The sequence below is a fragment of the Kribbella swartbergensis genome (genome assembly GCF_054784135.1).
The window spans coordinates 306,615-332,008 of sequence record NZ_BAAGPM010000014.1; the positions used below are offsets into that span (position 1 = coordinate 306,615).

Genomic DNA, 25,394 nt, shown 5'->3' on the forward strand with positions numbered 1-25,394 from the left:
GACCCGGTCCGCGCTGTGCGCGGGCACGAGTCGCCCATTGTCTTCGTGGACGATACTGGGATCGAACCAGTGACCTCTTCCGTGTCAGGGAAGCGCGCTACCGCTGCGCCAATCGTCCAACGTGGTGAAACCTGGCAGTGCGGGTTTCGAGGTGGAGACGGGATTCGAACCCGTGTACACGGCTTTGCAGGCCGTTGCCTCGCCTCTCGGCCACTCCACCAGTGAGAAAGCTGGCCTGCCGAACCCTCTCCGAGCGGACGACCGGGTTCGAACCGGCGACCTCAACCTTGGCAAGGTTGCGCTCTACCAACTGAGCTACGTCCGCATCGCTCCGGCGACTGTTCCGCTCGGTGCGAGAGCAGAACAGTAGCGCACTTTCCGCGTCTGTAAAAACCGGATTCCGGGGTGTCGCATTCCCGAACCCTCCAGCGTGGATTCCGTCACACCAGCACCACCAGCCACACCCACACCCACGGCTCGCCGACCCGCCCACAGCTGCCTCTTGGCACCGACAACGCACCTCCATCCCCGGGCCAGGCGTACGGCGAGACGTCGTACCCGGGGGTCAGGTTTCGAGCGGGGCCAGGTCGACGGATGAGAGGTAGTCGGGGTTGCCGAGGAGTTCGATGGTGGTGATTCGGCCGTTGGTGATGGTGAAGTTGAAGACGACCTGGGGTTCGCCGCGGTGGGACCAGACGGCGCCGGCGAGGCCGTCGACCAGGGTGAGCCGGGCTGCTTGCGCCCGGCCGGAGAACCGCTCCGCCACGGCCGTTGCCCCGCGCACCAACGCGTTCGCACCGCGCGCCACGACCGCCTCTTCGGCGCGCAGCACCACCTCCGGGTCGAGCATCTCCAGCAGCGCCTCGAAGTCCCCACCCCGCGACGCCGCGAGGAACGCGGTGACGATCTCCTTCTGCCGGCTCGCGTCGGCGTCGGACGGTTCCGGCGCGCCCTGCACCCGCCGCCGCGCCCGGCTCGCCAGCTGCCGCGCCGCCGCCGGTGACTTTCCCAGGATCGGCGCGATGTCCTCGAACGGTACGGCGAACATGTCGTGCAGAACGAACGCCAACCGCTCAGCAGGCGTCAACGTCTCCAGTACGACGAGCAGGGCAAGACCGACCGAATCAGCTTGAACCGCTTCGAGCTCAGGATCGGGTACGTCGACGTCGGCCAGCGCAGGGGAGTGGTCATCGACGGGCTGCTCGGGCCGCGCACGCCGCAACCGCAGCATGTCGAGGCAGATCCGCCCGACCACCGTGGTCAGCCAGCCGCCGAGGTTCTCGATCGTGTCGGCGTCGGAACGGCTCAACCTGATCCACGCCTCCTGCACGGCGTCCTCGGCCTCGGTCGGAGAGCCCAGGATCCGGAACGCGACCGCCCGGAGATGGTCGCGGTTCTCCTCGAACCGCGCCGCCAGCCAGTCGTGTTCACTCATCTCCACCACGTTCCTCTCCACCGGTCACACCCGCGGCCGGGCGTCGTCATGGGTCTGACGGAGAATTCGCCGTACATGTGACACTGCAGTCCCATCCTCGGAGGAGTTGACCATGACAGAGCCGGCCCGCCCGCTGTCCGTACGCAAGCAGGACACGCTGCGCCGCCTCGAACAGGACGTCGACCTCTGGGTCGCGACCGCGTCCCCCGACGGCGCGCCGTACCTGATGCCCCTCTCCTTCCTGTGGGACGGCAAGACCTTCCTCCTCTCCACAGCCGCCGCCAACCCCACCGCCCGCAACCTCCGCGCGAACCCCACCACCCACCTGACCCTCGGCCACACCCGAGACGTCATCCACATCGCAGGCACCTCGCAGTTCGTGGACGCCGATGACCTCACGGAGACCGAAGGAGACGCGTTCACGGCCAAGGCAGGATTCGACCCGCGGAAGTCCGGCTACCCGTACTTCCGCATCACCCCCACCAGAATCCAAGCCTGGCGTGAGGTCAACGAACTGAAGGACCGTCTTCTCATGCAGGACGGCGTCTGGCTCGTCTAGCCCGGCGAACCGTCACCAAAGGAAGGCGAGTTCCGCCAGGGTGACCTGCGGTCGGTCTGCGAGCCATTCGTCGAAACCAGCACGCAGGTCATCCTCCGAGCCGGCGAGTCCGACGACGGTCGTGTCGGTCGGCGCGGGCGCGTGGTCGTGTGCCGGACCTGGCGACCCGTGGGAGCACTCCGAACACATCAACCGGATCCCCGACCAGTCGTCGAGTCCGAGCCCTCGGGGCCCGATGATGTCGGCGAGAGCCGCCAGGTCGGAAGGCCCGGCGCCCAGCAACTGCGCCTGCCAGGTCGGCAGACCCGACTCTTCGAGCCGGGCCAGTTCGTCGAAGACCGGCACCTCCCGGTCGCCGAGGCGCCGTTGTCCCTTGGGTTCGCCGTCGTGCAGTACGACGTCCCGGAAACGATGACCGGACTCCGGCAGCGGAACGCTCGAGATCACGGCATGAGCCGGGCTGCGACGCCAGCACCAGACGACCTCGGTGTCACCCAGGTTCGGGGCTACTTGATGCGACAGGCTCGGCCGATCGGGATTCAGCCGGACGGGCGTCAGGCCGAAGTCTTCGTCGATCGGCTCGGACCCGGATGCGATCCCGTCGATCCCGTACGCCGCCCAAGCCCGCCGAGCAGTCGCCCAATCGCCGAGAGCGGTGGCCGCGATCCCCAGGTTCCAGGCTGCCGGATTGACACCATCGAATTCTCGGGCGACCCGCGGCGTGAACAACTCCATGGCCCGCTGGTTCCGCGCCGCGGACTCCGCCCACTCACCACGTGCCTTCGAGTACAACCCCGCCTCGAACCAGGCATCGAACGACTCCGGCGCCAGCTCCACCAGTTCACGCACCAGCCGCCCCGCGCCCTCCGCATCCCCAGCCCGGCCGGCCTCCGCCCACTCCGCCCACACCACTCGCGCCGACCGCCGTTTACCCCGCCCCAGCAAACCCATCTCGCCATTCTGCAGCCTCTGACGTCATTCCCGCCGGGTCCCGACCTCGACGGAGAGAGCGGTCGTCAACGCAGTCATTCGCGTGGTTCGTCCCCGGCACGCAAAAGGCCGGTCCGATGGGGACCGGCCTCGGTATGGGTGGGCGATACTGGGTTCGAACCAGTGACCTCTTCGGTGTGAACGAAGCGCGCTACCACTGCGCCAATCGCCCGGACAGGTGGTGCTGGTGTTGCCTTGTGGTGCCTTGCGGGTGAAACCATAGCGCATCAGTCGGCGACGATCTAATCGGGCCGGGCTACTCTTGCTGCAAGACGGAGACCCCGTCGCGTTGGAGACGTGATTGTGACTTTCTCGCACGACACCGAGCAGGCGCTCGGCACGCTGGTCCGGCTGGTCAATACGCTGCCCGGGCCGAACAGCCAGGTCGACACGATGGCAACGCTGGAGGACCTGGAGAAGTTCGTCCAGGAGCGGGAGTTCAGTGCGGTCGGGACGCTGACGGAGAAGGATCTCGCCGACGTGCGGGACCTACGGCCGCTGTTCTCGCCGGTCTTCACCACGGATTCCGATGCCACCGCGGCGGCGATGATCAACGCGATCATCGCCCGCGGTACGACGACGCCGCGGCTGACGAACCACGACGGTCACCCGTGGCACATCCATTACTCGCGCGACGGTGCGTCGCTGGCGTGCCGGATAACCGTCGAGTGCGGGATCGCGCTTGCCCAGGTGATCTCGGCCGGCGAACGCGAACGCCTCCGTCGCTGCGAAGCCCCGGACTGCGACGACGCCCTCATCGACCTGTCCCGCAACCGCTCGAAGCGCTACTGCGACGCCCGCACCTGCGGCAACCGCCTCCACGTCGCCGCCTACCGCGAGCGCCGCAAAGCCTCAGGCGAATAGTCCCCATCCCACAGCTCTCCGCTCCACGCGGAGAGCTGTTTTGGTTTGCGCCCGAGAGGGCGGATGGGTCCCGGTGCCGGGCGGAGTGTCTCGTCGTACTGCGTGAATCTGGCCGTTCCTACTGCGGCGGCCGTGTTACGGGTTCAGGTCTTCGGTGGAGCGGGCTGTGAAGACTTGGGCTACCTGGGTGGTGATGGGGCCCGGGGCTGGGAGGTTGTGGTTGTCGACGCGGTGGATGGCTTGGACGTCGCGGGTTGTGGATGTGAGGAAGATCTCGTCGGCGTCGAAGAGGCGTTCCAGAGGTACGTCGCGTTCGGTGGCGCCGAACCATTCGAGGACCAGGGCTCGGGTCACGCCGGCCAGTGCGCCCGACTCGAGGGTCGGTGTGACCAGTTCACCGTCGTACACGCAGAAGATGTTCGAGCCGGTGCCCTCGCAGAGGTTGCCGACGGTGTTGGCGAAGATCGCCTCGCTGCCGCCGCGTTCCTTCGCGTAGGCGAGGGCGCGGACGTTCTCGGCGTACGACGTCGTCTTCAGGCCGGCCACCGCGCTGCGTTCGTTGCGGACCCAGGGGACCGTCACGACCGCCGACGTCCGGCCAGGGCGCTCGATGGCCTGGGACGCGACCACGGTCGTGGGACCCGACGTACCGCGATCGGACGACAGCGGGGAGACGCCGCCGGTGTAGGTGATCCGCAGCCGGCCGAACGGGATGTCCGGGTCGGCCTTCACGACCGCCGCGATGCCCTCCTCGATCTGCGCGACATCCGGCTCCGGCAGGCCCAGGCCGACGGCCGACCGGACCAGCCGGTCCAGATGCCTGGTGACCGCGAACGGGCGACCGTCGACGATCTTGATCGTCTCGAACACCCCGTCACCGGTCGTCAGCCCGTGATCGAGTGGCGAGACGACGGCGTGGTCGTCCTGCAGGGTGCCGTTCAGCCAGATACGCATGGATGCTCCTTCCGCAGAACACCTTAGTGCGCAGGCGATCCGGGCCGTTCGGGCTGTCCACAGGTGACCGGCCGATGACCGTACGTCGTACTCCGGGGGACCCCGATTTTTGAACTCCGGCGGAGATGGGCTAATGTTCTTCTCGCGCCGGGGGACACGGAATCCCGGGTCGCAGCGCGGACGTAGCTCAGTTGGTAGAGCGCAACCTTGCCAAGGTTGAGGTCGCCGGTTCGAACCCGGTCGTCCGCTCGGAGAGGGTTCGGCAGGCCAGCTTTCTCACTGGTGGAGTGNNTCACTGGTTCGATCCCAGTATCGTCCACGAAGACAATGGGCGACTCGTGCCCGCGCACAGCGCGGACCGGGTCGCCTTCGTCGTGTTGCGCGCCCTCCGCTGCGCTCCCCGCGGGCCGGGGGCTTCGCCCCCCGCACCTCTGGAGCCTTCGCTTCGCTCGGCGTCTCGGGCCAGCCCCCGCCGTCCGCTTCCCGGTCCTGGGCTGATCGCCGCGGTTCGGCTGTCCCGCGGGGTTGCGCGCCGCGGTTGGCCTTCCCGGAGGGCTTGACGCGGCCAGCCGTCCGACGTTAGTTGCCCGCGGCCGCCGACTGGGGTTGGTGCGGGTTGGTGGGTGTATTGCTGGGCGGATGCCGGGATGAGCCCGCGACGTGTCGATACGATCATCGTCGAACTACGATCGGCGTCGAATTAGGGGTGAGTTGTGCGGGCGTTGGTGCTGGAGGAGTTGGTAGGGCCGCGAGGGCTGTCGGTGCGGGACGGGGTGGCGGTGCCGGCGCCCGGGGTGGGGGAGGTGTTGGTGAAGGTCGGGGCCGCGGGGGTCAATTTTGCGGACGTGATGCAGACCCGGGGGACGTACGACGGTGGGCCTCAAGCGCCTTACGTGGCGGGTTTCGAGGCGGCGGGTGAAGTGGTTGCCGTGGGCGCCGAGGTGGATCCCGCGCTCGTGGGGACCCGGGTGATCGGGACCGGCCCAGGGGCGTTTGCGGAGTACATGGTGATGGCGGCAGCCAACCTCGCTCGGGTGCCGGAGGGTTGGCGGGACGAGCAGGCACTCGGGTTGGTGCTGAACTGGGCGACTGCGTTGGCCGCGCTCAGGCCTCTGGGACAGCTCAAAGCCGGCCAGACCGTGCTGGTCCACGCGGCAGCCGGGGCGGTGGGACAGGCGGCGGTGCGGCTCGCGAAGCATTACGGGGCGACCGTGATCGGAACGGCGTCGTCCGAGAAGCACGAGGTGGTACGGCGGCTCGGCGCCGATCACGTGGTCGACTACCGGACCGAGGACATCACCGACGCGGTACGGCGGCTGACCGACGGCAAGGGTGTGGACGTCGTACTGGAGTCCGTTGGTGGCGAGACGTTCCGCAAGAGCCTTCAGGTCGCGAAACCGGTGACGGGGAAGGTGGTCGTGTTCGGCGTCGCGGGTGGGGAGGCGTCAGTCAGCAACTGGGAGTTGAACTTCAAGCACCAGGTGCACGTGATCGGGCTGCACATCGGCCTGCTGGCCGAGCATGCGCCGGAGACGTTCGCCGAACTCCACGAGGAGTTGGGCAGGCTGATCGAGATCGGCGTGTACCCGCCCGGCGAGCCGACGGTGTACGACCTGGCCGACGGCCCGAAGGCCCTGGCAGAGCTGGAGGCACGCGCGACCGTCGGAAAGATCGCACTGAAGCCCTAGCCGGACTGCGCCACCCGAAGCCCCAGGTCTTCGATGGCGAAGGTGGGATGGGAGCGGCGGCGGACCGTGGAGCCTCGGCCGACTACTGGTTGCATAAGGCAACGGCGGCGTACCAGCTCAGGTCGGTGAGGGGTACGCCGTCCGCGCCATCCGGGAACCCTAGTAGTAGCGCCTGAGCTTCGGCCACAGGATTGACCACGGCTCTGCGGGGGAGTCGCAGCGGACGATGGCGGCGCCGTCCTCGTCGTTGGCGACGACGTTGTCGATCGTGCCGACCTGTTCGCAGCCGCGGAAGTGGGCCTCGTACGCCGGACTGCGTTCCATTTCGACCAGGAGCACCGGACCGTTCTGGGTGTCCGCGGGACGTTCCCAGTCCGCGAAGCTCATGTGGCCCGAGTACGCCGGCGGCAGCCCGAGCTCAGGCCCGTAGCGGCGCAGGGCACCGGCCTCGCCGTAGTTGCCGGTGAAGATCGTGGCCGACGAGCGTTGCTCCGCCGGTATGCGGTTCCACTGGTCGGCGACAGCAGCAGCGAAACCGGGCCAGCCGATCTGCTCACCCTGCTCCTTGTTGACCGGGATGACGAAGTCGACCGCCGACACCGGCAACACCGGCAAGGTGAAGACGGCGGACGTCACAGCCGTCAGCGCCAGACCGACAGCCACAACCCCACGAGACCACGACAGCACCCGCTCTGCACCGGCCGCGACCAGGACGAGCAGCAACGGCAAGGCGTAGTACGACTTCCCGCCGACAGCCAGCACGACGACGCACAGCAGGGGATACGCCAACGCCACGGCCCGCGCCCACGGCATTCGCCACAGCCGCCGGAAGCCGAGCACCCAGACGGGGACCAGGAACGGCGAGAGTTGCAGTACCTGCAGCGGGACGAACATGATTCGGTTCTCGGTGCCGTCGTCCTCGCTGATGCCACCAGCCACTGTGAGCTGCGGCCAGTCGTGCTGGAACTGCCACAGCACGTTGGGTAACGCTACGAGCCCAGCCACCACCAGACCGGCCGGCAGCCACCAGGAACGCAGGACTCCACGCGGCCCCACGATCAGCAGCGCTAGCAACAACGCGCCGACAGGCAGGACGACCAGGTACTTGTTCTCCAAAGCCACACCGGCCGTGAGACCGAGCGCCAACCACCAGCGACCGTCACCAGTCCGCAGCAGCTTCACCGCGAACAGACAGATCAGCATCCATGCCAGCAGGTCGAACGTGGCCGTCGACACCATGTGCCCGACACCGAGGACGAACCCGGACACAGCCGCACACACCGCAGCCAGCACCTGCCCGCGCCGCTCGCTGCCGAACTCCCGCGCGATCAACGCGACTACAACGATCGTGACCGCGCACGCCATCGTCGCTATGACCCGCAGGCCTGCAGGGGTGTCGCCGAACACCTCCGAGGAGACCCGAGCCAGCAGTGGGGTGAGCGGCGGCTGGTCGACGTACCCCCAGGCCAGCTTCTGACCGGCCACCACGAAGTAGAGCTCGTCCCGGTGGTACCCGTACCGCCCGGACAGGGCAGTGAGTACGGCGGCCACGACCGCAGCGACCGCGAAGACGGGAACGGTGGCGAATGCGGGCACCGGCGGACGCGTGGCGGTCATGGACGGAATGCTGGCAGGCGGACAGGGCCAGAACCAGCGGTTCAGTTGAGGAAGAACGGCCGCTCCGCGCGGTCGAGCAGCAGGACGCGGCCGGCCAGCGTCTCGTCCTCGACGAACCGGACCACCGCATCGGTCAGCAGCGAGAGCGGAACGAGTTCCGGGCCGCGCTCGTCGGCGGGCAACTCGGCCTGTTCCCGAAGACCGCGTTCCGTCGCCACCCAGTCAGGCACCACGCAGTTCACTCGCACGCCGTGGCTGTGAGCGAGCGGAGCCAGTGTCGCCGTCAGCCGGATCAGTCCCGCCTTCGCGGCGCTGTACTCCGGCGAAATATGCGGCCCGAATCCCACTCCAGCCGTCGAGCCCACGTTGACGACCGCCCCACCGCCGGCCTCGCGCATCGCCTCCAGCGCGAGCTGCGTGGTCAGCATCGGTGCCCGGAGATTCAGTGCCAGCGACGCCGACCAACGCTCGACCGACGCCTCTGGAAAGCACGGCCGCAGCGACGGGCCGCCGCCCGCGTTGTTGACCAGGATCTGCGGTTGACATGCCATCAGGTCCGCGACCGCGTCGTCGTCCCGCAGGTCGACCTCGACGAAGCGCGCGGCGGCGCCGATCGCGTCGCACGTCTCCCGCCCGCCGGCCACGTCGATGTCCGCGACGACCACTTCGGCGCCTTCGGTCGCCAGCCGTTGGGCGACGGCGCGCCCGATGCCGACCGCTGCCCCGGTGACGACTGCCCGTTTCCCGTCGATCCGCATCCATGACCACCTCCGGAACCCACGGTGCCACTGCCCACCGACAATGCGACATGATGTTGGTATGTCAACCGGACAACGAACCGGCCTGCTCTACGAGCAGCTCAGCACACACGTGCTGGAGCAGATCCGCCGCGGCGCGCTGCGGCCGGGCGACCGGGTGCCGTCCGAGATGGAGCTCGCGACCCAGTTCGAGGTCAGCCGGATCACCTCCAAGCGGGCGCTCGAGGTGCTGCGCGAGGCCGGTCTGGTCGAGCGGATCCGCGGCCGGGGCACGTTCGTGGTGCGGAACCTGCCCGACCTTACCGGTGTCACCGTCCCGCTCAAGGGCCGGGTGTCCCGGCCGAGGCACGAGGCCCGTTCGGTGGCGTTCGTCGTACCGGACATGTCCGAGGCGTACGGCCTGGATCTGCTCAACGCGATCGAGGAGCGATGTGCCGAGTACGGCGCTCACCTCGTGGTACGGCGGACGCACGGCCGGCAGTCCGACGAGGAGAAGGCCGTGGACTCCCTGGTCGCGACCGGCGAGGTGGACGGACTGATCGTCTTCCCGGTGCACGGCGACTTCTACAACGCGAGCCTGCTGCGTCAGGTGCTGGACGGCTATCCGGTGGTCCTGGTCGACCGGCACCTGTCGGGCATCCCGGTCGCAGCCGTGCACACGGACAACGTGGCGGCGTCGCGGGCGTTGACGACCCGGCTCCTCGACCGCGGGCATCGGCGCATCGCGTTCGTCTCGCCGCCGCCGGTCAACACCTCGTCGATCGAAGAACGGCTGGAGGGATTCCGGTCCGCCTTCAAGGGCCGCGGCCAGGCGTACGAGCTGACCGAGCTGCGGAGCACTCTGCCCGGCTCGACCACGCCGGAGAGCATCCGGGCGGACATCGACGTCATCCGGGCCTTCCGCGAGCGGGTGCCGGACGTGACGGCGTACATCGCCTGTGAGTACAACCTGGCCCGGATGGTCGACCGGGCACTGGACGGTGAGCTGCTGGTCGCCTGCTTCGACTCCCCGGGCGACTCGATCGGCGGGCCGCCGTACCTGCATGTCCGGCAGAACCAGCGGGAGATGGGCCGGCGCGCGGTCGACCTGCTGATGGCTCAGCTGCGCGGTGAGTCGGTGCCGAACCTGACGCTGGTGCCGTTCGAGCTCGTCGATGCGGAAGGCAACTGAGGAACCTGACTTTCGGCAGTACGGCGCCGTCGGCGCGACTGTGTAGCGTCTGAGCATGACCTGGCGACGCGTGGGAGACGTCGGCCTGTGGGCCGGGCTGTGTTCCCTCGTGCTCGCGGAGAGTGGCGCCCGCAACGATCCGTACTGGCTGCAGGGCGCCTGCTTCGCCGTTCTGTTCGTTGGGGTCTTCCTCCGCCGGGCGCGACCTTTGCTCGCCTTCACGGTGGTGGCCTGGGCGCAGATCGTGATCCTCGCCCTCGCCCTCGGTACGACGAACGGCGTGCAGATCGCCCTGGTCCCGGCCATCACCCTGCTGGCCTATCTGGCCGGGCGGCGGGAGACACAGCTCAAGCACTTCGTCCTGGTGTGCAGCTGGTCGCTGATCGGGATGCTCCTGCTCAGCCTGATCGTGCGTCGGGAGGAGCAGGCGACGGAGGCGGTGCTGACCTGGCTGGGGATGCTGCTGCTCGCGTTGCTGCTGGTCGTGTTGCCATGGCTGGTCGGGCGCTACCGGGCTCAGCAGGCGCTCCTCGTGTCCGCGGGCTGGGACCGGGCGGAGCGGATCGAACGCGAGCAGCGGATGGCGATCGACCAGGAGCGACTCCGGGAACGTTCGCGGATCGCTCAGGACATGCACGACTCGGTCGGCCACGAGCTGAGTCTGATCGCGCTACGGGCCGCGGCGCTCGAGCTCGATCCTTCGCTGCCGGAGAAACATCGTCGCGCCGCGTCCGAACTGCGGGAGATGGCGGGTACGGCGACCGACCGGCTCGGCGACATCATCGGCGTACTGCGGGACACCGATGCCCCGCTGGTCCCGCGCGACGAGACCGTGGCCTCGCTGGTCGACCGGGCCGCCGCCTCCGGGCTCTCGGTGCGACTCGTCCAGGAGGGTGACGCCGAGCTGTCGCCGATGGTGGATCGGGCCGTGCATCGCGTCGTACAGGAGTCGCTGACCAATGCGAGCAAGCACGCGCCCGGCGCGTCCGTGACCGTCACCGTGACGATGGGTGAGGACGACGTACGCGTGCGCGTCGCCGACACCGGAGCCGTGCGGCCGGTCCCGTCGTCGGTCCCGTCGTCGGGTCGCGGTCTTGAAGGATTGCGTGAGCGGGTCCGGCTCGTGGGTGGGACGCTGACCGCCGGACCGAGCAAGGGCGGGTTCGAGGTCGTGGCGACGATGCCGCGGGCGGGTGGCCGGCCCGAGCCGGAGGAGCAGCCGGTCTCCGCGGCGGCCGCGGAACGTGCCACGGTACGTCGCAGTGTGCGGCGCGGACTGATCACGGTCTTCGCCGCACCGCTGATCCTCGGCGCGGTGATCGGCGTGGTTGCCCTCGGCTACTACCTGATCGCCGGTTACAGCTCGATCCTGAAGCCCGGTGAGTACGACGGCCTGAGCGTCGGGCAGCCGGAAGACGAGGTGGAGAAGGTGCTGCCCGCGATGCAGATGATCGACCCGCCGGGCGAGGGTTACACACCTCCCGCGGGGTGGACCTGCCGCTACTACCGCCCGGACGCGCCGTTCTCCATCACCTATGCCTACCGGCTCTGCTTCGCCGACGGCGTCCTGGTGGCGAAGGCGATCGTGCAGAGTGGTTCCGTGCCCCCGACCGCCGAGACGACAGGATGACCGCGTGATCAGGGTTCTGCTGGCCGACGACGAGGCCATGGTGCGGGCCGGCGTACGGGCGATCCTCGGGACCGACGACGAGATCGAGGTCGTCGCCGAGGCGGCCGACGGCATCGAGGCGGTGGAAGCGGTCCGCCGGCATCGCCCGGACGTGGCCGTGCTGGACATCCGGATGCCGCGGATGGACGGGCTGGCCGCCGGTGCGGAGATCAGGCGCACGATGCCCGAGACGGCGGTGGTCATCCTGACGACGTTCTCCGAGGACGCGTACATCGCCCGCGCGCTCGGCGACGGCGCGAGCGGGTTCCTGCTCAAGTCCGGCGATCCGCGCGAACTGATCGCCGGCCTGAAAGCAGTCGCGGAAGGTGCCGCCTACCTGTCCCCGCGGGTCGCGAAGCGGGTGATCGCCGAACTGGGCGCGGGATCCGGCGGCGGCGCGATGGCCCGGGCCGCGGCCGCGAAGGAGCAGGTCACCGTCCTGAGCCCGCGCGAACTGGAGGTCCTCGGCCTGGTCGGCGCGGGTCTGTCCAACGCCGAGATCGCCCGGCGTCTGTTCCTGGTCGAGGGCACGGTCAAGGCGTATGTCAGCGCCATCCTGCTCCGGCTGGGCGTGAGGAACCGGGTCCAGGCCGCGATCGTCGCCTACGAAGCCGGTCTGGTCGCCGGCTGACCTGTTGCTGACACCCGTGCCCCCGGGTCCGGCATCGGTGGTCAGGTGGTGGTACGACGCTCCGGGTGGTGACACCGTGTGGACACCCGGTCATGGGATAGTGGACCTTCCCCGGAGACCTCACCTCCGGAACCGATCCAGCAAGCTCTGGGGCCACCGGCCCCCTCTCACAGAATCGGGGATCCAGGTCGTGACCGACTCGCACAACTCCGGACAGCACAAGGACCGGGAAGCGGCGGCGGCCGAGGTCCGGAGAATGTGGCAACCGACTCCCTCCTGGACCCAGCCGGACCCGAACCCGGTGCCCGCCCGCGACCCCGAACCGGCCGAGAACGCCGAGGAGCAGCCGGACGCGCTGTCCGCGGACTTCCCGGGCGACTCCTGGTCCCGGCCCGCCGCCCAGCCGGCGCCCTGGGCTCAGCCTCAGTCCCAGCCGCCCGCCCATTCGCAGGCTGGCCCGTCCTGGACGCAGCCGGTGGCCGATCCGGGCGCCTCGTGGACACAGCCGGCGAGTGAGCCGGACGAGTTCGACGAGGCCGACAAGCCGGCTGGTGAGCCCGGCGCCGGTGATGACCACCCTGCGGGCAAGCACGGCGCCGGCAGCACGGGCACAGCAGGCGCCGCGAGCTCCGGTACGGCGGGGGCCAGGGGCTCTGACGTGGCGGATACAGCAGGCGCAGGCGGCTCCGGCGTGACGGGTGTCGGCGTGGCGGGCGTTTCAGGCGGCGCCGGTGTGACGGGTGCTGGTCTCGCGGGCGGCGCGGGCGGCCCCGGTGTGGCGGGAGCCGGTTTGGCGGGCGCTGCAGGCAGCGCCCGTGTGGCCGGTGGTGCGAGCGGCACGGCCGAGGGTGTGCCGTCGGGTGCGCCGGTGTTCGGCGGCTCCTCCTTCCACGGCTCCGGCAGCGGTCAGGTGCCCAGCAGCCCGGCTCCGGGCGGTCAGCAGCTGTCTCCGGCTGCCCAGCAGTTCTTCCCACAGGGCATTCCCGGCCAGCACCCCCCGCAGCAGCGTGAGGTGTCGTACCGGACCGACGAGCTGATCCAGGCGTTGCCGCTGCCGCGGGAGGCTCCGGCGGAGCGCGGTGTGCGCAGTGTGCTGCGGCTGCGTCCCGGTAGCGCCGAGCGGGCGGAGCGGATCGCGCGGGCGACCGCGGCGACCGCGTTCCGGCGGCCGGTGACGATCGTGGTCGCCAACCCCAAGGGCGGCTCCGGCAAGACGCCGACCACGCTGCTGCTGGCCGGTGCGCTCGGTCAGGCCCGCGGCGGCGGTGTCGTCGCCTGGGACAACAATGAGCTGCGCGGCAACATGCATCTGCGGACGCACGACACGAACAGCCGGTCCACGGTCACGGACATGCTGCAGGCGATGCCGATGCTGACCCAGCCGGACGCCCGGCTCGGCGACGTCGCGGCCTACCTGCGTCACCAGGTCGCCGGGCAGTACGACGTACTGACGTCCGCGACCACGACGTACGCGCAGATCGAGGCGAAGGACTTCGACCAGATCCACCGGCTGCTCAGCCGGTTCTACAAGGTCCTGGTGATCGACACCGGGAACAACGAGGGCTCCAGCAACTGGCGTGAGGCGATGAAGGCGGCCGACGCCCTGGTCATCCCGATCAAGTGGAAGAGCCTGTCCTGCGCGGCCGCCGTGCAGATGCTCGAGGAGCTGGACAACCAGGGCCCGGAGGCGCAGCGGCTGATCCGCCGCGCGGTGATCGCGGTCTCCAACGGTCCGGGCGACGTGAACAAGGAGGTCGAGAAGCAGCTCCGGCCGTACTTCGACTCCCGGGCGGCCGCCGTGGTCGACATCCCCACGGACCCGCACATCGCGGCCGAGGGGCCGCTCGACCACTCGGCGCTGCAGCCGGCCACCCGCCGGGCCGCCCTGGAGCTGGCGGCCAAGGTGTCCGAGCAGATCACCATCGCCCTCAACGTCCCGCGCTAGTCAGCACGTCGAAGTCGCCCAGGCCCACGCAGGGCCTGGGCGACTTCGTCTTTCTACGCGTCTCGGTGGCTCAGCACTCGGGTGCCCAGGATCAGGGCGGCCGTGGTCCAGGCGAGCAGGACGACGACGCTCAGCGTGGGGGAGAGCGGGTCGGTGGAGCGGCTCAGGAAGTTCTGGCCCGCGCCTCCCGGGAGAAGGGCGGCGACCCAGACGAGCGGTCGGAGGCCGCTCTGCCCGAGCATCAGCGGCAGCACCATCAGCAACAGGAACGCTGCGGTCAGAGTCCCTGCTGTACTGCGGACGACCCACGCGATGCCCGCCGAGAACAACCCGGCCGCAGTCAAATAGAAGGCGACCGAGAGCAGGTCCGTCAGCAGCGGACGGGCAGTCCAGTCGGCCCAGGAGCCCGCGGCCAGGCCTCCTGCGACAGCAGCGATCGCCGCCAGCACCAGCCCGTAGACGAACAGCACGGGCGCCAGGACGACCGCCTTGGCCAGTACGACGTTCCGCCGTACGGGAGTCCACTGGATCGTCGAGCGGATGCTGCCGGTCGCGTACTCCGACGTGACTGCCAGCAACGCGAACGCGGCGACGATCACCTGCAGGATCAGGACGGCCGAGATGCCGTACCCGCCCACCGCCTGTGGCCCGACGACCCGTCCCGGCTCGGGGTGGGTGTTGTCGTACGCAGTGCTGAAGCCGAACTGGACGCCCAGCAGCGCGGTCAGCCCTACCGCGGACACGATGTTCAGCCAGCTGGACCGGACGGTCCAGAGCTTGGTCCACTCGGATCGTGCCGCGTCAGCCAGCCGCGACCTCGACCTGAGCGTGTTGGTTGCCGTCGTCATTTTCCACCTGTTTCGACCAGTACCGGCTCGACCTCAGCTCGAGCCTGACGCTTGCGGAGGTGGTGACGGACGATCTCGACGATCACCGTCACCGTGAGGGCGAGACCGATACCGAGGACGACACCCTTCAGCGGGTTGTCCTCGAACGCCTTGCCGCCGATGTAGCCGACCAGGGCGCAGTACAGGCCCCAGCTGATCGCCGCGAGCCCGGCGAAGAAGGAGAACTTCCGGAGCGGGTAGCGCACCGACCCCATCGTCAGCGTGACAGCGGTCCGGCCGCCCGGGATGTAGCGGGCGACTACCAGGACCAGTCCGCCTCGCTCGGCCAGTGTTCGCCGCGCCCACAAGCTCATGGCGTGGCGCTTCGTCCCTGGTTGCAACCGGTCCAGAAGCCGTCCACCGGCCCCACGGCCCAGTGCGTACGAGACGTGGTCACCGACGAAGGCGCCTGCGGCTGCAACGACCACGACGCCCCACAGCTTGGGCTCGCCGGTGGCTGCAAACACTCCGGCCGTGACGACCAGCGTCTCGCTCGGGATGGCCGGGAAGAACCCGTCCAGCGCTGCGAACCCCCACAGCGCCACATAGATCCACCACGACGACATCAGCTGCTCGGTAAGGTGCAGAATCGCTTCACTCATGACGCGACGCCGTACTGAACGCTGTCGGCGGTGAGCTCCATGTAGGCCTCTTCCAGCGAGGCGTGCTCGGTGTGGAGCTCGTGCAACCGCACACCCAGTTCGTGCGCCAGGTCACCCACCCGCTCGACCTGTACGCCGGTCACGATCAACCGGTCGTCCGCCGACTCCACCCGGTCCGCCTCGCCGGCGAGCCGATCCCGCAGTACGACGCGATCGTGGCGATCCGGCACGCGGACGACGACCGTCGTACGGGACGAGCCCGCGATCACCTCGGCGACCGGGGCATCGGCGATCAGCCGGCCTCGGCCGATCACCACGAGTTGGTCGGCGGTCAGCTGCATCTCGCTCATCAGGTGGCTGGAGACGAACACGGTCCGGCCCTCGGCCGCGAGTGAGCGCATCAGCCGGCGGACCCAGCGGACGCCGTCCGGGTCGAGGCCGTTCACCGGCTCGTCGAACATCAGCACCTCCGGGTCGCCGAGCAGGGCGCCGGCGATGCCGAGTCGCTGGCCCATGCCGAGCGAGAACTGGCCGGCCCGTTTCCGGGTGACCGAGTCCAGCCCCACGACCGACAGCACCTCGTCGACCCGGCTGACCGGGAGGCCGTTGCTCTGCGCCATCGCGACCAGGTGGTTGCGGGCACTCCGGCGCGGATGCAGGGCCTTGGCGTCGAGCAGGGCGCCGACCTTGGTCAGTGGCCGGGGCCAGGCGGCGTACGGGCGGCCGTCGATCAGTGCGCTGCCCTCGGTCGGGGTGTCGAGTCCGAGGATCATCCGCATGGTGGTCGACTTGCCCGCGCCGTTCGGGCCGAGGAAGCCGGTCACCCGGCCGGGCGCGACGGTGAGGTCGAGTGAGTCCACCGCGACCGTGTCGCCGTACCTCTTGCTGAGTCCTTCGAGCGTTATCACGCCGGGCCCCTCCTGCTACGAGTAGTTGACTCGAACCTAGGAACCCGGGCACCCCGGCCACATCGGACGGACGACTGGTCCGACCCCCTACTTTCGTCAGGTGATCGGCGGCTGTGGATACGGCGTCGGGGCGCGGTCGGGGAGTCGATACCATCTGTGCGTGAACGGCCCGCAGTTCCGCGAGCCGTCCGAGAGACGCAACGCTGTCCCGAGGAGTGAACGTGTCGGAAGTCAAGGTCCGTCTGATCGGCGTCGAGGGCGAGGCTGAGCGGAGTGTGACCGAGACGACGACGATCGGGGAGCTGTTCGCCGAGATCTTCGGTCAGGACCGCTCCGCCATCGCCGCCCGGGTCAACGGCGAACTGCGGGACCTGTCCCGCGTGGTCGCCGACGGTGACGAGATCGAGCCGGTCAGGGCCGGGTCGGAGGACGGCCGCGCGATCATCCGGCACTCGACCGCGCACGTGCTCGCGCAGGCGGTGCAGGAGCTGTTCCCGGAGGCCAAGCTGGGCATCGGCCCGCCGGTCGAGAACGGGTTCTACTACGACTTCGACGTGCCCACGCCGTTCACCCCGGACGACCTGGGCAAGCTCGAGAAGAAGATGCAGCAGATCATCAAGGAGCGGCAGCGGTTCAGCCGCCGGGTGGTCTCCGACGACGATGCCCGCGCCGAGCTGGCCGCGGAGCCGTACAAGCTCGAGCTGATCGGCATCAAGGGCGCCGCGGCCGACGCGGCCGAGGGCGCTTCGGTCGAGGTCGGCAGCGGCGAGCTGACGATCTACGACAACGTACGGCGTGACGACTCGGTGGCGTGGAAGGACCTCTGCCGCGGCCCGCACGTGCCCGCGACCGGGTATCTCGGCCACTTCAAGCTGATGCGGACCGCGGCGGCGTACTGGCGCGGCAGCGAGAAGAACCCACAGCTGCAGCGCATCTACGGCACGGCCTGGGAGTCGAAGGACGAGCTGAAGGCGTACCTGACCCGCCTGGAGGAGGCCGCCAAGCGCGACCACCGCAAGCTCGGCACCGAGCTGGACCTGTTCAGCTTCCCCGACGAGATCGGCTCCGGCCTCGCGGTCTTCCACCCCAAGGGCGGCGTGCTGCGCAAGGTGATGGAGGACTACTCCCGTCAGCGGCACGTCGAGGACGGCTACGAGTTCGTCTACTCACCGCACATCACCAAGGCGCAGCTGTTCGAGACGTCCGGCCACCTGGACTGGTACGCCGACGGCATGTATCCGCCCATGCACCTCGACGAGGAGCGCGGCGCGGACGGGCAGCTCCGCAAGCAGGGCCAGGACTACTACCTGAAGCCGATGAACTGCCCGATGCACAACCTGATCTTCGGGGCCCGCGGCCGGTCGTACCGGGAGTTGCCGCTGCGGCTGTTCGAGTTCGGCACCGTCTACCGGCTGGAGAAGTCGGGCGTCGTGCACGGCATGACCCGGGCCCGTGGGTTCACCCAGGACGACGCGCACATCTACTGCACCCGCGAGCAGATGCGCGACGAGTTGCGCAACCTGCTGACGTTCGTGCTCGGCCTGCTCGCCGACTACGGCCTGGACGACTTCTACCTCGAGCTGTCGACCAAGAACCCGGACAAGTTCGTCGGCTCCGACGAGGTCTGGGAAGAGGCCACCGAGACGCTTCGGGAGGTTGCCGAGGGCTCCGGTCTCGAGTTGGTCCCGGACCCGGGCGGCGCGGCGTTCTACGGCCCGAAGATCTCGGTCCAGGCCAAGGACGCGATCGGCCGGACCTGGCAGATGTCGACGATCCAGCTGGACTTCAACCTGCCGGAGCGGTTCGAGCTGGAGTACACCGCGCCGGACGGTTCGCGGCAGCGGCCGGTGATGATCCACCGGGCGCTGTTCGGCTCGATCGAGCGGTTCGTCGCGGTCCTGACCGAGCACTACGCCGGCGCGTTCCCGCCCTGGCTGGCCCCGGTCCAGGTGATCGGCATCCCGGTCACCGACGGGCACGTCGACTACCTGTACGACGTGGCCGCGAAGCTGAAGGCGCAAGGCATCCGGATCGAGGTGGACGCCTCCGACGACCGGATGCAGAAGAAGATCCGCAACGCGCAGAAGTCCAAGGTGCCGTACATGCTGATCGCCGGTGACGACGACATGTCCGCCGGGTCGGTGTCGTTCCGGTACCGGGACGGCTCGCAGAAGAACGGTGTCCCGATCGCCGACGCGGTCACCGAGATCGTCGAGGCAGTCTCGAAGCGCGTGCAAGTATGACCGATACCCCCGACCAGCCGTCCGGTGCCGAACGGAGCGGGGTGCCGGATTCGCCGTACGCGCCGGGCGAGGTGGTGCCGCAGGACGGCGTCGGGGTGCCGGATCCGTTCATGCGGCTGTGGACGCCGCACCGGATGGCCTACATCGAGGGTGAGAACAAGCCGACCAGCGCCGAGGCCGGGTCGGGGTGCCCGTTCTGCCGGCTGCCCGGGCTGCCGGACGCCGACGCGCTGATCGTGCATCGGGGTACGGCGGCGTACGCTGTGCTGAACCTGTACCCGTACAACCCCGGCCACCTGATGGTGGTGCCGTACCGCCACGTCGCGGACTACACCGAGCTGACCGGGGACGAGGTGGCGGACGTCGCGACGCTGACCCGTCAGGCGATGCACGCGATCCGGGCGGTGTCAGGGGCGCACGGTTTCAACATCGGCATGAATCAGGGCGAGATCGCGGGGGCCGGTATCGCGGCCCACCTGCACCAGCACGTCGTACCACGGTGGTCCGGCGACACGAACTTCATGCCGGCCATCGCGCACACGAAGGTGCTGCCGCAACTGCTCCCCGACACCAGAGCCCTGCTGGCCAAGTCCTGGCCCAGCGAGCCGTAGACGGCAGATCGCCCCACCCGGGATGCCGGGTGGGGCGATCCGATCAGTGCTTGATCACTCGCCGGCCAGGTGCGGGTCGGCGTAGTTGGCCCACCGGAAGTACACCGGGTCGGTGAACGAGCCGGGGACCTTACCGAGTCCCTTGATCGCCGTTGCCGTCCCGTTCGCGTGCCCCATCGAGTACAGGTAGCCCGAGCCGGTGTCCTTGTCGATGCCGAGCAGCAGCGTGCCGGTGCCGCACGGCGCCGCCACCAGCGACTCGAATCCCTGCCAGGTCGAGCCGCGGACCTGCTTCACGACACCGGGGATGATGTGCCCACCGGCGAGCGGCAGCCGCGCGGTGTAGAGCTTGCCACTGGTCAGCGTCATGAGGAACGTGTCGTACGTCGACGTCTGGCTGATCAGCGTGAGCGCCTTGACCCCCCGATAGCCGGACTGGTAGCCGGTGACCTGCCGGTACGGGGTGCCGTTGGTGTAGCCGACGTTCCGGCGGTACATCGTGCCGTCGGTGTGCAGCGAGTACTCGGTGTCCCGCTGCTTGGTCGCGGTCACGAAGGTGGAGCGGTCGAGGGTGCGGTAGACCCCCCACCCGGGGCCGACCCGGGTCACCTTCTTCTGCGACACCGGCCCGCCGCCGTACGGCGTCAGGTAGTCGGTGTCGTACAGCGTCGATCCCATGATGACCGGGCCGCTGTGCGACTCGGCGCCGACGTCGCCCTTCCCGTACCGCATCGTCGCGCTCAGCCGGACCTGCCCGTCCGGGTAGATGTCCTTGGCAACGATCTTGTCGGCGACCTTCGCCCCGGTGGCGGTGAAGGTCTGCAGCCGGTGATGGCCGCCGGCCGTCACCGAACCGACCGACAGCTGACACGTCGCCGCGGCCCGGTTCGGCGCGGTCGTGGTGCTCGGTTGTGCCGACGCCAGGCCGGTCGTCAGCAGCCCCGTCGCGAGTACACCGGCAGCCACGAAGCCGCCGTATTTGGTCCAGTTGGTCATGTGTGAAGCCCCCACTTTCTGCGTTGTCGGTCGTTGGATGCCGGACTGGACCGGAAAGTTCGATCACTCTCCGAATCGCGGTGCGTCGACGGCGGTTGGATGCGGACCGAACCGGGAAGTTGTCAGCGGAGGAACAACGGCAGCAGCGGGTCGACGATGCCGAGCAGCGTGTCGAGCGAGACCTCGCGGGCAGGGTTCGTCAGACCACTGACGCGGACGACGCGGCGTCCTTGCCGGAAGACGAGCACGCCCTCGCCGGGCAGGTAGTAGCCGGGCCGGCCGATCGGGGCGAGGCGGGGTGGCGGCACCCGTTGCGCCTCCGGGATGTCGGGTTGGCCGAAGGCCTCGACGATCGAGACGGTGGCGTCGTACGTGCCCCAGATGCAGGTCAAGGCGCCGTTCACCCGGTAGTCCCGGCGCAGTTGGACGTGTGCTCCGACGAACCGCTCCGCTGCCGAGTTCGAGAGCTGGCAGGCGGCATCCGACTGCCTTGCCTTGCGAAGTGTCTTCGGTACGGCGTCCCGAGTGGCCGACGCGATCGCCACCGCCTTGGTCCGGTCGATGCCGGCAGCGGTACTGCGGTCGATACCGCCGGCCGCTGTGATCCGGACGGCTCGGTCGTCCACTGGGAAGACGACCCGGGACTCGGCGATCCGGGCATCCGGACCGAGTTCGGTCAGGGGCTCGGGGGAACCGGCACCGGCGAGGAGCCGGTCGAGGGTGTCGGACTGGCGGGCGAGCGCGCTGACTCCGATCGTCACCGGCCGTCCTCCGACCAGGAGCGTGCAGAGGTCCATCGCTGGCAGGCCGCCGTCGTTCCAGGAGTTCGGTTTGGCGGTGACGGCGACGCGGAGGGATGTGGTGAGGGTGCCGGCGATCGCCGTACACACCTGTGGTCCGGGTGCGCCCGCCGTACCGTCGAGGCCCTTGGCCTGGGGCGGGGCGATCACGGTTGGTACGACGGCCGGCGCGGGGGACGGGCTGGGGAGCGGGCGGGCGCCGTCGGCGCGGCGGGCGATCGAGCAGCCGGAGGTCGCCAGGCCGAGCGCGACCACACAGGCGACGGCGCAGAGCGGCCGGGTCCTCCGTCGCATGCAGGCACCTCCAACCCTCACCGTGCTGCCTCAAGCATCGCGCGAAACCGGTGATCGCGCAGGAGCGCGGGGGCCCGATCGGTCGTCGGTCGGGTGGTGTGTGACCGGAAGGTGATCCGGCTCGACTACGATCGCGTCGCCATGCTTAACAGATTCCGGCAGTTCTGGACCAAGGTGATCACCCCGATCGCCAACCTCCTGCTCAAGCTCGGTGTGAGCGCCGACGTGGTCACGCTGGTGGGCACCCTCGGGGTGTCCGCCGGTGCGCTGATCTTCTTCCCGCGCGGCCAGTTGTGGCTGGGCGTGGTGGTCATCACCTGCTTCGTCTTCTCCGACCTGATCGACGGCCACATGGCCCGGACGTCGGGCACGTCGTCGAAGTGGGGGTCGTACCTGGACTCCACCCTGGACCGGATCGGCGACGGCGCGATCTACGGCGGCCTGGTGATGTACTACGCCAACTCGCGCGCCGGTGACTCGACGCTGATGGCCGCGGTGACGCTGTGGGCGCTGGTGATGGGTGCGGTCACGTCGTATGCGCGGGCCAAGGCCGAGAGCCTCGGCCTGAAGGCGAGCGGTGGTCTGGCCGAGCGCGCGGACCGGCTGGTGTTCACCCTGGTCATCGCGTTCTTCTCCGACGTGCTGGACCTGCCGATCCTGCTGAAGATCGTGATCTGGGCGGTCGCGGTGGCGAGCACGATCACGGTGATCCAGCGGTCCCTGTCGGTCCGCAAGCAGGCCCTGGCCGACCCGGCGAACGCCGGTCTGGACACTCCACCGGCTGAGCCGGACTCGAAGAACTGACGTGATGGACGGGGTCCGGCACCGGGTTGTCGACCTGGTCTTCGCCCTTGCGTGGATGCTGGTGCGCCGCCTCCCCGAGCGCGTCCTCAGCGGGCTGTTCCGGCAGGCCGCGGACCTGGCCTTCCGGCGGAACGGGCGCGGCGTACGGCGGCTGCGCGCAAACCTGGCCGTGGTCCGCCCGGATGCGGGGGCGCCGGAACTCGACGCGCTCACGCTCGCCGGGATGCGGTCGTACCTGCGGTACTGGCAGGAGGCGTTCCGGCTGCCGGAGTTGAGCGACCAGGAGATCGTCGGCCGGGTCCGGACGGTCAACGAGAAGCTGCTGCGGGACGCGTACGCGGCCGGCCGCGGTGTGATCTGCGCGCTGCCGCACCTGGCGAACTACGACCATGCCGGCGCCTGGGCGGGCCGGACCGGGATGCCGGTCACGACCGTGGCGGAGCGGCTGCGGCCGGAGTCGCTGTTCGACCGCTTCATTGCCTACCGCAAGAAGCTCGGCATGGACGTGCTCCCGCTCACCGGTGGGGACCAGGACGTCGCCATCGTTCTGGCCGAACGCCTGCGGGCCGGCGGTTTCGTCTGTTTGGTGGCCGACCGGGACCTGTCGGAGCGGGGTGTCCCGGTGAGGTTCTTCGGCCGCCCGTCGCGGATGCCGGCCGGGCCGGCCGCGTTGAGTCTGCGGACCGGTGCGCCGCTGATCCCGGCGACCCTGCACTACGACGGGCCGCACCTGGTGATCACGTTCCACGACGCGGTCGAACCGGAGGGCGGCGCGGCGGCGATGACACAGCGCTGCGCGGACGCGTTCGCCGCGGGCATCGCGGCGCACCCCGAGGACTGGCACATGCTGCAGAGGATCTTCCTGGACGAGTAAGAATCGTCCTGTGAGGATCGGTGTGGTGTGCCCGTACTCGCTGGGCACGCCCGGCGGGGTGCAGAACCACGTCCGCGATCTCGCCGAGGCGCTGCTGGCCGTCGGTCACCAGGTCTCGGTGCTCGCGCCGGTCGACGACACCGACGCGGTCCCGCCGTACGTCGTCTCGTCCGGTCGCGCCGTCGGCGTCCCGTACAACGGCTCCGTCGCTCGCGTGACCTTCGGCCCGCGGACGGCGGCCCGGGTGAAGAACTGGCTGGCCGAGGGCCGCTTCGACGTCGTCCACGTGCACGAACCGACCACTCCGAGCGCCTCGATCATCGCGCTCTGGTCGTCCGACGGGCCGTTCGTCGCGACGTTCCACACCTGGCAGGTGAGATCGCGTGCGATGAGTGCCGCGGCCGGGTTGCTGCGGCCGGCGCTGGAGAAGATCGACGCCCGGATCGCGGTGTCGGAGAACGCCCGGTCGATGATGGTGCAGCACATCGGTGGCGAGGCGGTCGTCATCCCCAACGGCCTGTACGTCGACCGGTTCCACGGCGTTCCGCGCCCGGAGTGGCAGGGCGACGACGGCACGATCAGCTTCCTCGGCCGGATGGACGAGCCGCGCAAGGGACTCGAGGTCCTGCTGAAGGCCGTTCCGGCGTTGGTTGCCGAGCGCCCCGGGCTGAAGGTGATCGTCGCCGGGGCCGGTCAGGCCGAGGAGGCACGGCGATCGCTGCCGGCGGGCTGCCGCGACAACGTCCTGTTCCTCGGCGCCGTCGACGATCGGGCCCGGGCGGACATGCTCTCGGGGTCGGACGTGTACATCGCGCCGCATCTCGGCGGTGAGAGCTTCGGCATCGTCCTGCTCGAGGCGATGGCCGCCGGAGCGCCGGTGCTGGCGAGCGATCTGGCTGCGTTCCGGCAGGTGCTCGACGGCGGGCGCCTAGGGGAGTTGTTCGAACCAGGTGACCACAAGGAGCTCACCACGCGCGCGCTGCGGCTGTTGAGTACGCCTGAAGAGCGTCACAAGCTCCGCCGTGCCGGTCTGGGCGCCGTACAGCGCTATGACTGGTCGGTGCTGCTTCCCGAGATCCTGTCCGTCTACGAGCTGGTCGCGCGGCGGTAGCGCTCCGCAAGTCGGTCCAGGTAGTCCATCAGCTCCGCGGGGCCTTCGCGTACGACGAAGTCGGCGTCGAGCAGACTCAGATGCACCGCGAGGCTCTCCACCGAATCAGCGCCTGTCTCGAGCAGGCAGGTCTCCGAGTCCAGCGGCTCGACGGTCCCCACGGCAGGTGTGAGCCGGTCTGCCAGTGCGGCAGCCGGCAGGTGTACGACGACCGACGCCCGCCACCGCCAGGCCGCCGCAGACACCCGCCGCGACACGTACGCGGCCACATCCCCACCTTCCGGCAGCTCCCGGGGAGTGAACCGCGGCCCGGTCGGGATGCGCGGCTGCACCCGGTCGACCCGGAACGTCCGCCAGTCCTGCTTCTCCAGGTCGAAAGCGACCAGGTACCACCGGCGGCCCCAGTTCACCAGTCGATGTGGCTCCACCCGCCGTACAGAGGAAGCACCTGAGTGAGACGAGTAGTCGAAGCGCAGCTGCTCCCGGTCCCTGCACAACGCGGCCAACTGCGTCAGCAACTCCGGATCAACCTGCGGTCCGTCACGATCCTGCGGCACCTGCACCGTGTAGCTCGCCAGCGTGTTGACCCGACGACGCAGCCGTGGCGGCAACACCTGCTCCAGCTTGGTCAACGCCCGAAGAGACATTTCTTCGACGCCCGCAATGCCGGCCGCCCTCCGCAGACCGATCACGACTGCCACAGCTTCGTCGTCGTCCAGCAACAGCGGGGGCAGCGTTCCACCGGCGCCCAGCCGGTAACCACCCACGGACCCTCGGGTCGCGTCGACCGGGTAGCCCAGCCCGCGCAGCCGCTCGATGTCGCTTCGCACCGTTCGTGCACTGACCTGCAGCTTCTCCGCGAGTTCGGCACCGGTCCAGTCGCGGGGTGACTGCAACAGAGTGAGCAGCTTGAGCAGCCGTGCGGACGTTTCGATCATGTGTACAACTCTGCCAGACCATTAGGAAGCTAATTCGCCTAATGG

23 protein-coding genes and 5 tRNA genes are annotated in these 25,394 nt (G+C 69.3%); 13 read left to right on the forward strand and 15 right to left on the reverse strand.

The genetic code is table 11. The features are described 5' to 3' along the window. Positions 1-46 precede the first annotated feature (46 nt). From ACYVOK_RS08295 to ACYVOK_RS08310, 4 genes are all read right to left on the reverse strand, one after another. A tRNA-Val gene (locus ACYVOK_RS08295) sits at positions 47-118 on the reverse strand. A 31-nt stretch (positions 119-149) separates the two neighbouring features. Next, positions 150-220 (reverse strand) — tRNA-Cys (locus ACYVOK_RS08300). A 32-nt stretch (positions 221-252) separates the two neighbouring features. Continuing rightward, positions 253-325, reverse strand: a tRNA-Gly gene (locus tag ACYVOK_RS08305). A 240-nt stretch (positions 326-565) separates the two neighbouring features. After that, entirely contained in the window at positions 566-1,435 is an 870-nt protein-coding gene (locus ACYVOK_RS08310) for a sigma-70 family RNA polymerase sigma factor (RefSeq protein WP_460661685.1), read from the reverse strand. A gap of 112 nt (positions 1,436-1,547) precedes the next feature. On the opposite strand from ACYVOK_RS08310, the gene ACYVOK_RS08315 reads away from it, so the two are divergent. Continuing rightward, complete coding sequence (locus ACYVOK_RS08315; protein WP_460661686.1) at positions 1,548-1,994, forward strand: pyridoxamine 5'-phosphate oxidase family protein; 447 nt, start codon at positions 1,548-1,550, stop codon at positions 1,992-1,994. 12 nt (positions 1,995-2,006) lie between these two features. Here ACYVOK_RS08315 and ACYVOK_RS08320 read toward each other — a convergent pair whose 3' ends face one another. Together ACYVOK_RS08320 and ACYVOK_RS08325 are read right to left on the reverse strand one after the other, a co-directional pair. Continuing rightward, positions 2,007-2,945 (reverse strand): tetratricopeptide repeat protein, encoded by a 939-nt coding sequence (locus ACYVOK_RS08320; protein ID WP_460661687.1) that lies wholly within the window; start codon positions 2,943-2,945, stop codon positions 2,007-2,009. 139 nt (positions 2,946-3,084) lie between these two features. Beyond that, positions 3,085-3,156, reverse strand: a tRNA-Val gene (locus ACYVOK_RS08325). A gap of 125 nt (positions 3,157-3,281) precedes the next feature. On the opposite strand from ACYVOK_RS08325, the gene ACYVOK_RS08330 reads away from it, so the two are divergent. Then, entirely contained in the window at positions 3,282-3,848 is a 567-nt protein-coding gene (locus tag ACYVOK_RS08330) for a CGNR zinc finger domain-containing protein (protein WP_460661688.1), read from the forward strand. Positions 3,849-3,983: 135 nt separating this feature from the next. Here ACYVOK_RS08330 and ACYVOK_RS08335 read toward each other — a convergent pair whose 3' ends face one another. Continuing rightward, on the reverse strand, positions 3,984-4,802 hold the full coding sequence (locus ACYVOK_RS08335; protein WP_460661689.1) for an aminotransferase class IV: 819 nt from the start codon (positions 4,800-4,802) through the stop codon (positions 3,984-3,986). A 176-nt stretch (positions 4,803-4,978) separates the two neighbouring features. Between ACYVOK_RS08335 and ACYVOK_RS08340 the strand changes: the two genes are divergently transcribed. Together ACYVOK_RS08340 and ACYVOK_RS08345 are read left to right on the forward strand one after the other, a co-directional pair. Next, a tRNA-Gly gene (locus ACYVOK_RS08340) sits at positions 4,979-5,051 on the forward strand. Between the two features lie 464 nt (positions 5,052-5,515). Next, positions 5,516-6,490 (forward strand): NADPH:quinone oxidoreductase family protein, encoded by a 975-nt coding sequence (locus tag ACYVOK_RS08345; RefSeq protein WP_460661690.1) that lies wholly within the window; start codon positions 5,516-5,518, stop codon positions 6,488-6,490. 159 nt (positions 6,491-6,649) lie between these two features. Here ACYVOK_RS08345 and ACYVOK_RS08350 read toward each other — a convergent pair whose 3' ends face one another. Then, positions 6,650-8,107 carry an ArnT family glycosyltransferase gene (locus ACYVOK_RS08350; protein WP_460661691.1) on the reverse strand — a complete coding sequence of 486 codons (1,458 nt, stop codon included), beginning with the start codon at positions 8,105-8,107 and terminating at the stop codon, positions 6,650-6,652. A gap of 41 nt (positions 8,108-8,148) precedes the next feature. After that, entirely contained in the window at positions 8,149-8,865 is a 717-nt protein-coding gene (locus ACYVOK_RS08355; RefSeq protein WP_460661692.1) for an SDR family NAD(P)-dependent oxidoreductase, read from the reverse strand. Between the two features lie 61 nt (positions 8,866-8,926). On the opposite strand from ACYVOK_RS08355, the gene ACYVOK_RS08360 reads away from it, so the two are divergent. The 4 genes from ACYVOK_RS08360 (at position 8,927) to ACYVOK_RS08375 (ending at position 14,281) form a co-directional block, all read left to right on the forward strand. After that, entirely contained in the window at positions 8,927-10,036 is a 1,110-nt protein-coding gene (locus tag ACYVOK_RS08360; RefSeq protein WP_460661693.1) for a GntR family transcriptional regulator, read from the forward strand. Between the two features lie 55 nt (positions 10,037-10,091). After that, on the forward strand, positions 10,092-11,666 hold the full coding sequence (locus ACYVOK_RS08365; RefSeq protein WP_460661694.1) for a sensor histidine kinase: 1,575 nt from the start codon (positions 10,092-10,094) through the stop codon (positions 11,664-11,666). 4 nt (positions 11,667-11,670) lie between these two features. Continuing rightward, positions 11,671-12,336 (forward strand): response regulator transcription factor, encoded by a 666-nt coding sequence (locus ACYVOK_RS08370; protein ID WP_460661695.1) that lies wholly within the window; start codon positions 11,671-11,673, stop codon positions 12,334-12,336. 190 nt (positions 12,337-12,526) lie between these two features. Continuing rightward, the gene (locus ACYVOK_RS08375; protein ID WP_460661696.1) at positions 12,527-14,281 is read left to right on the forward strand and encodes a MinD/ParA family ATP-binding protein; all 1,755 of its coding nucleotides are present in this window, start codon (positions 12,527-12,529) and stop codon (positions 14,279-14,281) included. Positions 14,282-14,334: 53 nt separating this feature from the next. Here the strand turns inward: ACYVOK_RS08375 and ACYVOK_RS08380 are convergent, their stop codons facing one another. The 3 genes from ACYVOK_RS08380 to ACYVOK_RS08390 are packed head-to-tail and all read right to left on the reverse strand — an operon-like array spanning position 14,335 to position 16,678. Beyond that, positions 14,335-15,129 carry an ABC transporter permease gene (locus tag ACYVOK_RS08380; protein ID WP_460661697.1) on the reverse strand — a complete coding sequence of 265 codons (795 nt, stop codon included), beginning with the start codon at positions 15,127-15,129 and terminating at the stop codon, positions 14,335-14,337. Then, positions 15,126-15,770, reverse strand: a complete 645-nt coding sequence (locus ACYVOK_RS08385) for a DedA family protein (RefSeq protein ID WP_460661698.1) — start codon at positions 15,768-15,770, stop codon at positions 15,126-15,128. Before ACYVOK_RS08385 ends, ACYVOK_RS08380 begins: the two co-directional genes overlap by 4 nt. After that, positions 15,767-16,678, reverse strand: a complete 912-nt coding sequence (locus ACYVOK_RS08390; protein WP_460661699.1) for an ABC transporter ATP-binding protein — start codon at positions 16,676-16,678, stop codon at positions 15,767-15,769. The genes ACYVOK_RS08385 and ACYVOK_RS08390 overlap by 4 nt, the downstream gene beginning before the upstream one ends. A 221-nt stretch (positions 16,679-16,899) precedes the next feature. On the opposite strand from ACYVOK_RS08390, the gene thrS reads away from it, so the two are divergent. Beyond that, positions 16,900-18,921, forward strand: coding sequence for a threonine--tRNA ligase (gene thrS / locus ACYVOK_RS08395; RefSeq protein WP_460661700.1), 2,022 nt, complete (start codon positions 16,900-16,902; stop codon positions 18,919-18,921). A 110-nt stretch (positions 18,922-19,031) separates the two neighbouring features. Further along, a complete protein-coding gene (locus ACYVOK_RS08400) occupies positions 19,032-19,532 on the forward strand; it encodes an HIT family protein (RefSeq protein ID WP_460662185.1) in 501 nt (166 codons plus the stop codon). Between the two features lie 54 nt (positions 19,533-19,586). On the opposite strand, the gene ACYVOK_RS08405 is transcribed toward ACYVOK_RS08400, so the two are convergent. Together ACYVOK_RS08405 and ACYVOK_RS08410 are read right to left on the reverse strand one after the other, a co-directional pair. Beyond that, positions 19,587-20,528 (reverse strand): hypothetical protein, encoded by a 942-nt coding sequence (locus ACYVOK_RS08405; protein ID WP_460661701.1) that lies wholly within the window; start codon positions 20,526-20,528, stop codon positions 19,587-19,589. Between the two features lie 122 nt (positions 20,529-20,650). Continuing rightward, on the reverse strand, positions 20,651-21,622 hold the full coding sequence (locus tag ACYVOK_RS08410; RefSeq protein WP_460661702.1) for a hypothetical protein: 972 nt from the start codon (positions 21,620-21,622) through the stop codon (positions 20,651-20,653). A 141-nt stretch (positions 21,623-21,763) separates the two neighbouring features. Here ACYVOK_RS08410 and pgsA point away from each other — a divergent pair, with 141 nt between their 5' ends. Genes pgsA through ACYVOK_RS08425 form a run of 3 tightly spaced genes read left to right on the forward strand, consistent with a single transcriptional unit; the run spans position 21,764 to position 24,411 of the window. Next, on the forward strand, positions 21,764-22,426 hold the full coding sequence (gene pgsA, locus ACYVOK_RS08415) for a phosphatidylinositol phosphate synthase (RefSeq protein WP_460661703.1): 663 nt from the start codon (positions 21,764-21,766) through the stop codon (positions 22,424-22,426). Positions 22,427-22,430: 4 nt separating this feature from the next. Next, a complete protein-coding gene (locus tag ACYVOK_RS08420) occupies positions 22,431-23,300 on the forward strand; it encodes a phosphatidylinositol mannoside acyltransferase (RefSeq protein ID WP_460661704.1) in 870 nt (289 codons plus the stop codon). A gap of 10 nt (positions 23,301-23,310) precedes the next feature. Next, positions 23,311-24,411, forward strand: coding sequence for a glycosyltransferase family 4 protein (locus ACYVOK_RS08425; protein ID WP_460661705.1), 1,101 nt, complete (start codon positions 23,311-23,313; stop codon positions 24,409-24,411). Here the strand turns inward: ACYVOK_RS08425 and ACYVOK_RS08430 are convergent. Next, positions 24,387-25,349 (reverse strand): helix-turn-helix transcriptional regulator, encoded by a 963-nt coding sequence (locus ACYVOK_RS08430; protein WP_460661706.1) that lies wholly within the window; start codon positions 25,347-25,349, stop codon positions 24,387-24,389. The genes ACYVOK_RS08425 and ACYVOK_RS08430 overlap by 25 nt on opposite strands. Positions 25,350-25,394 lie beyond the last annotated feature (45 nt).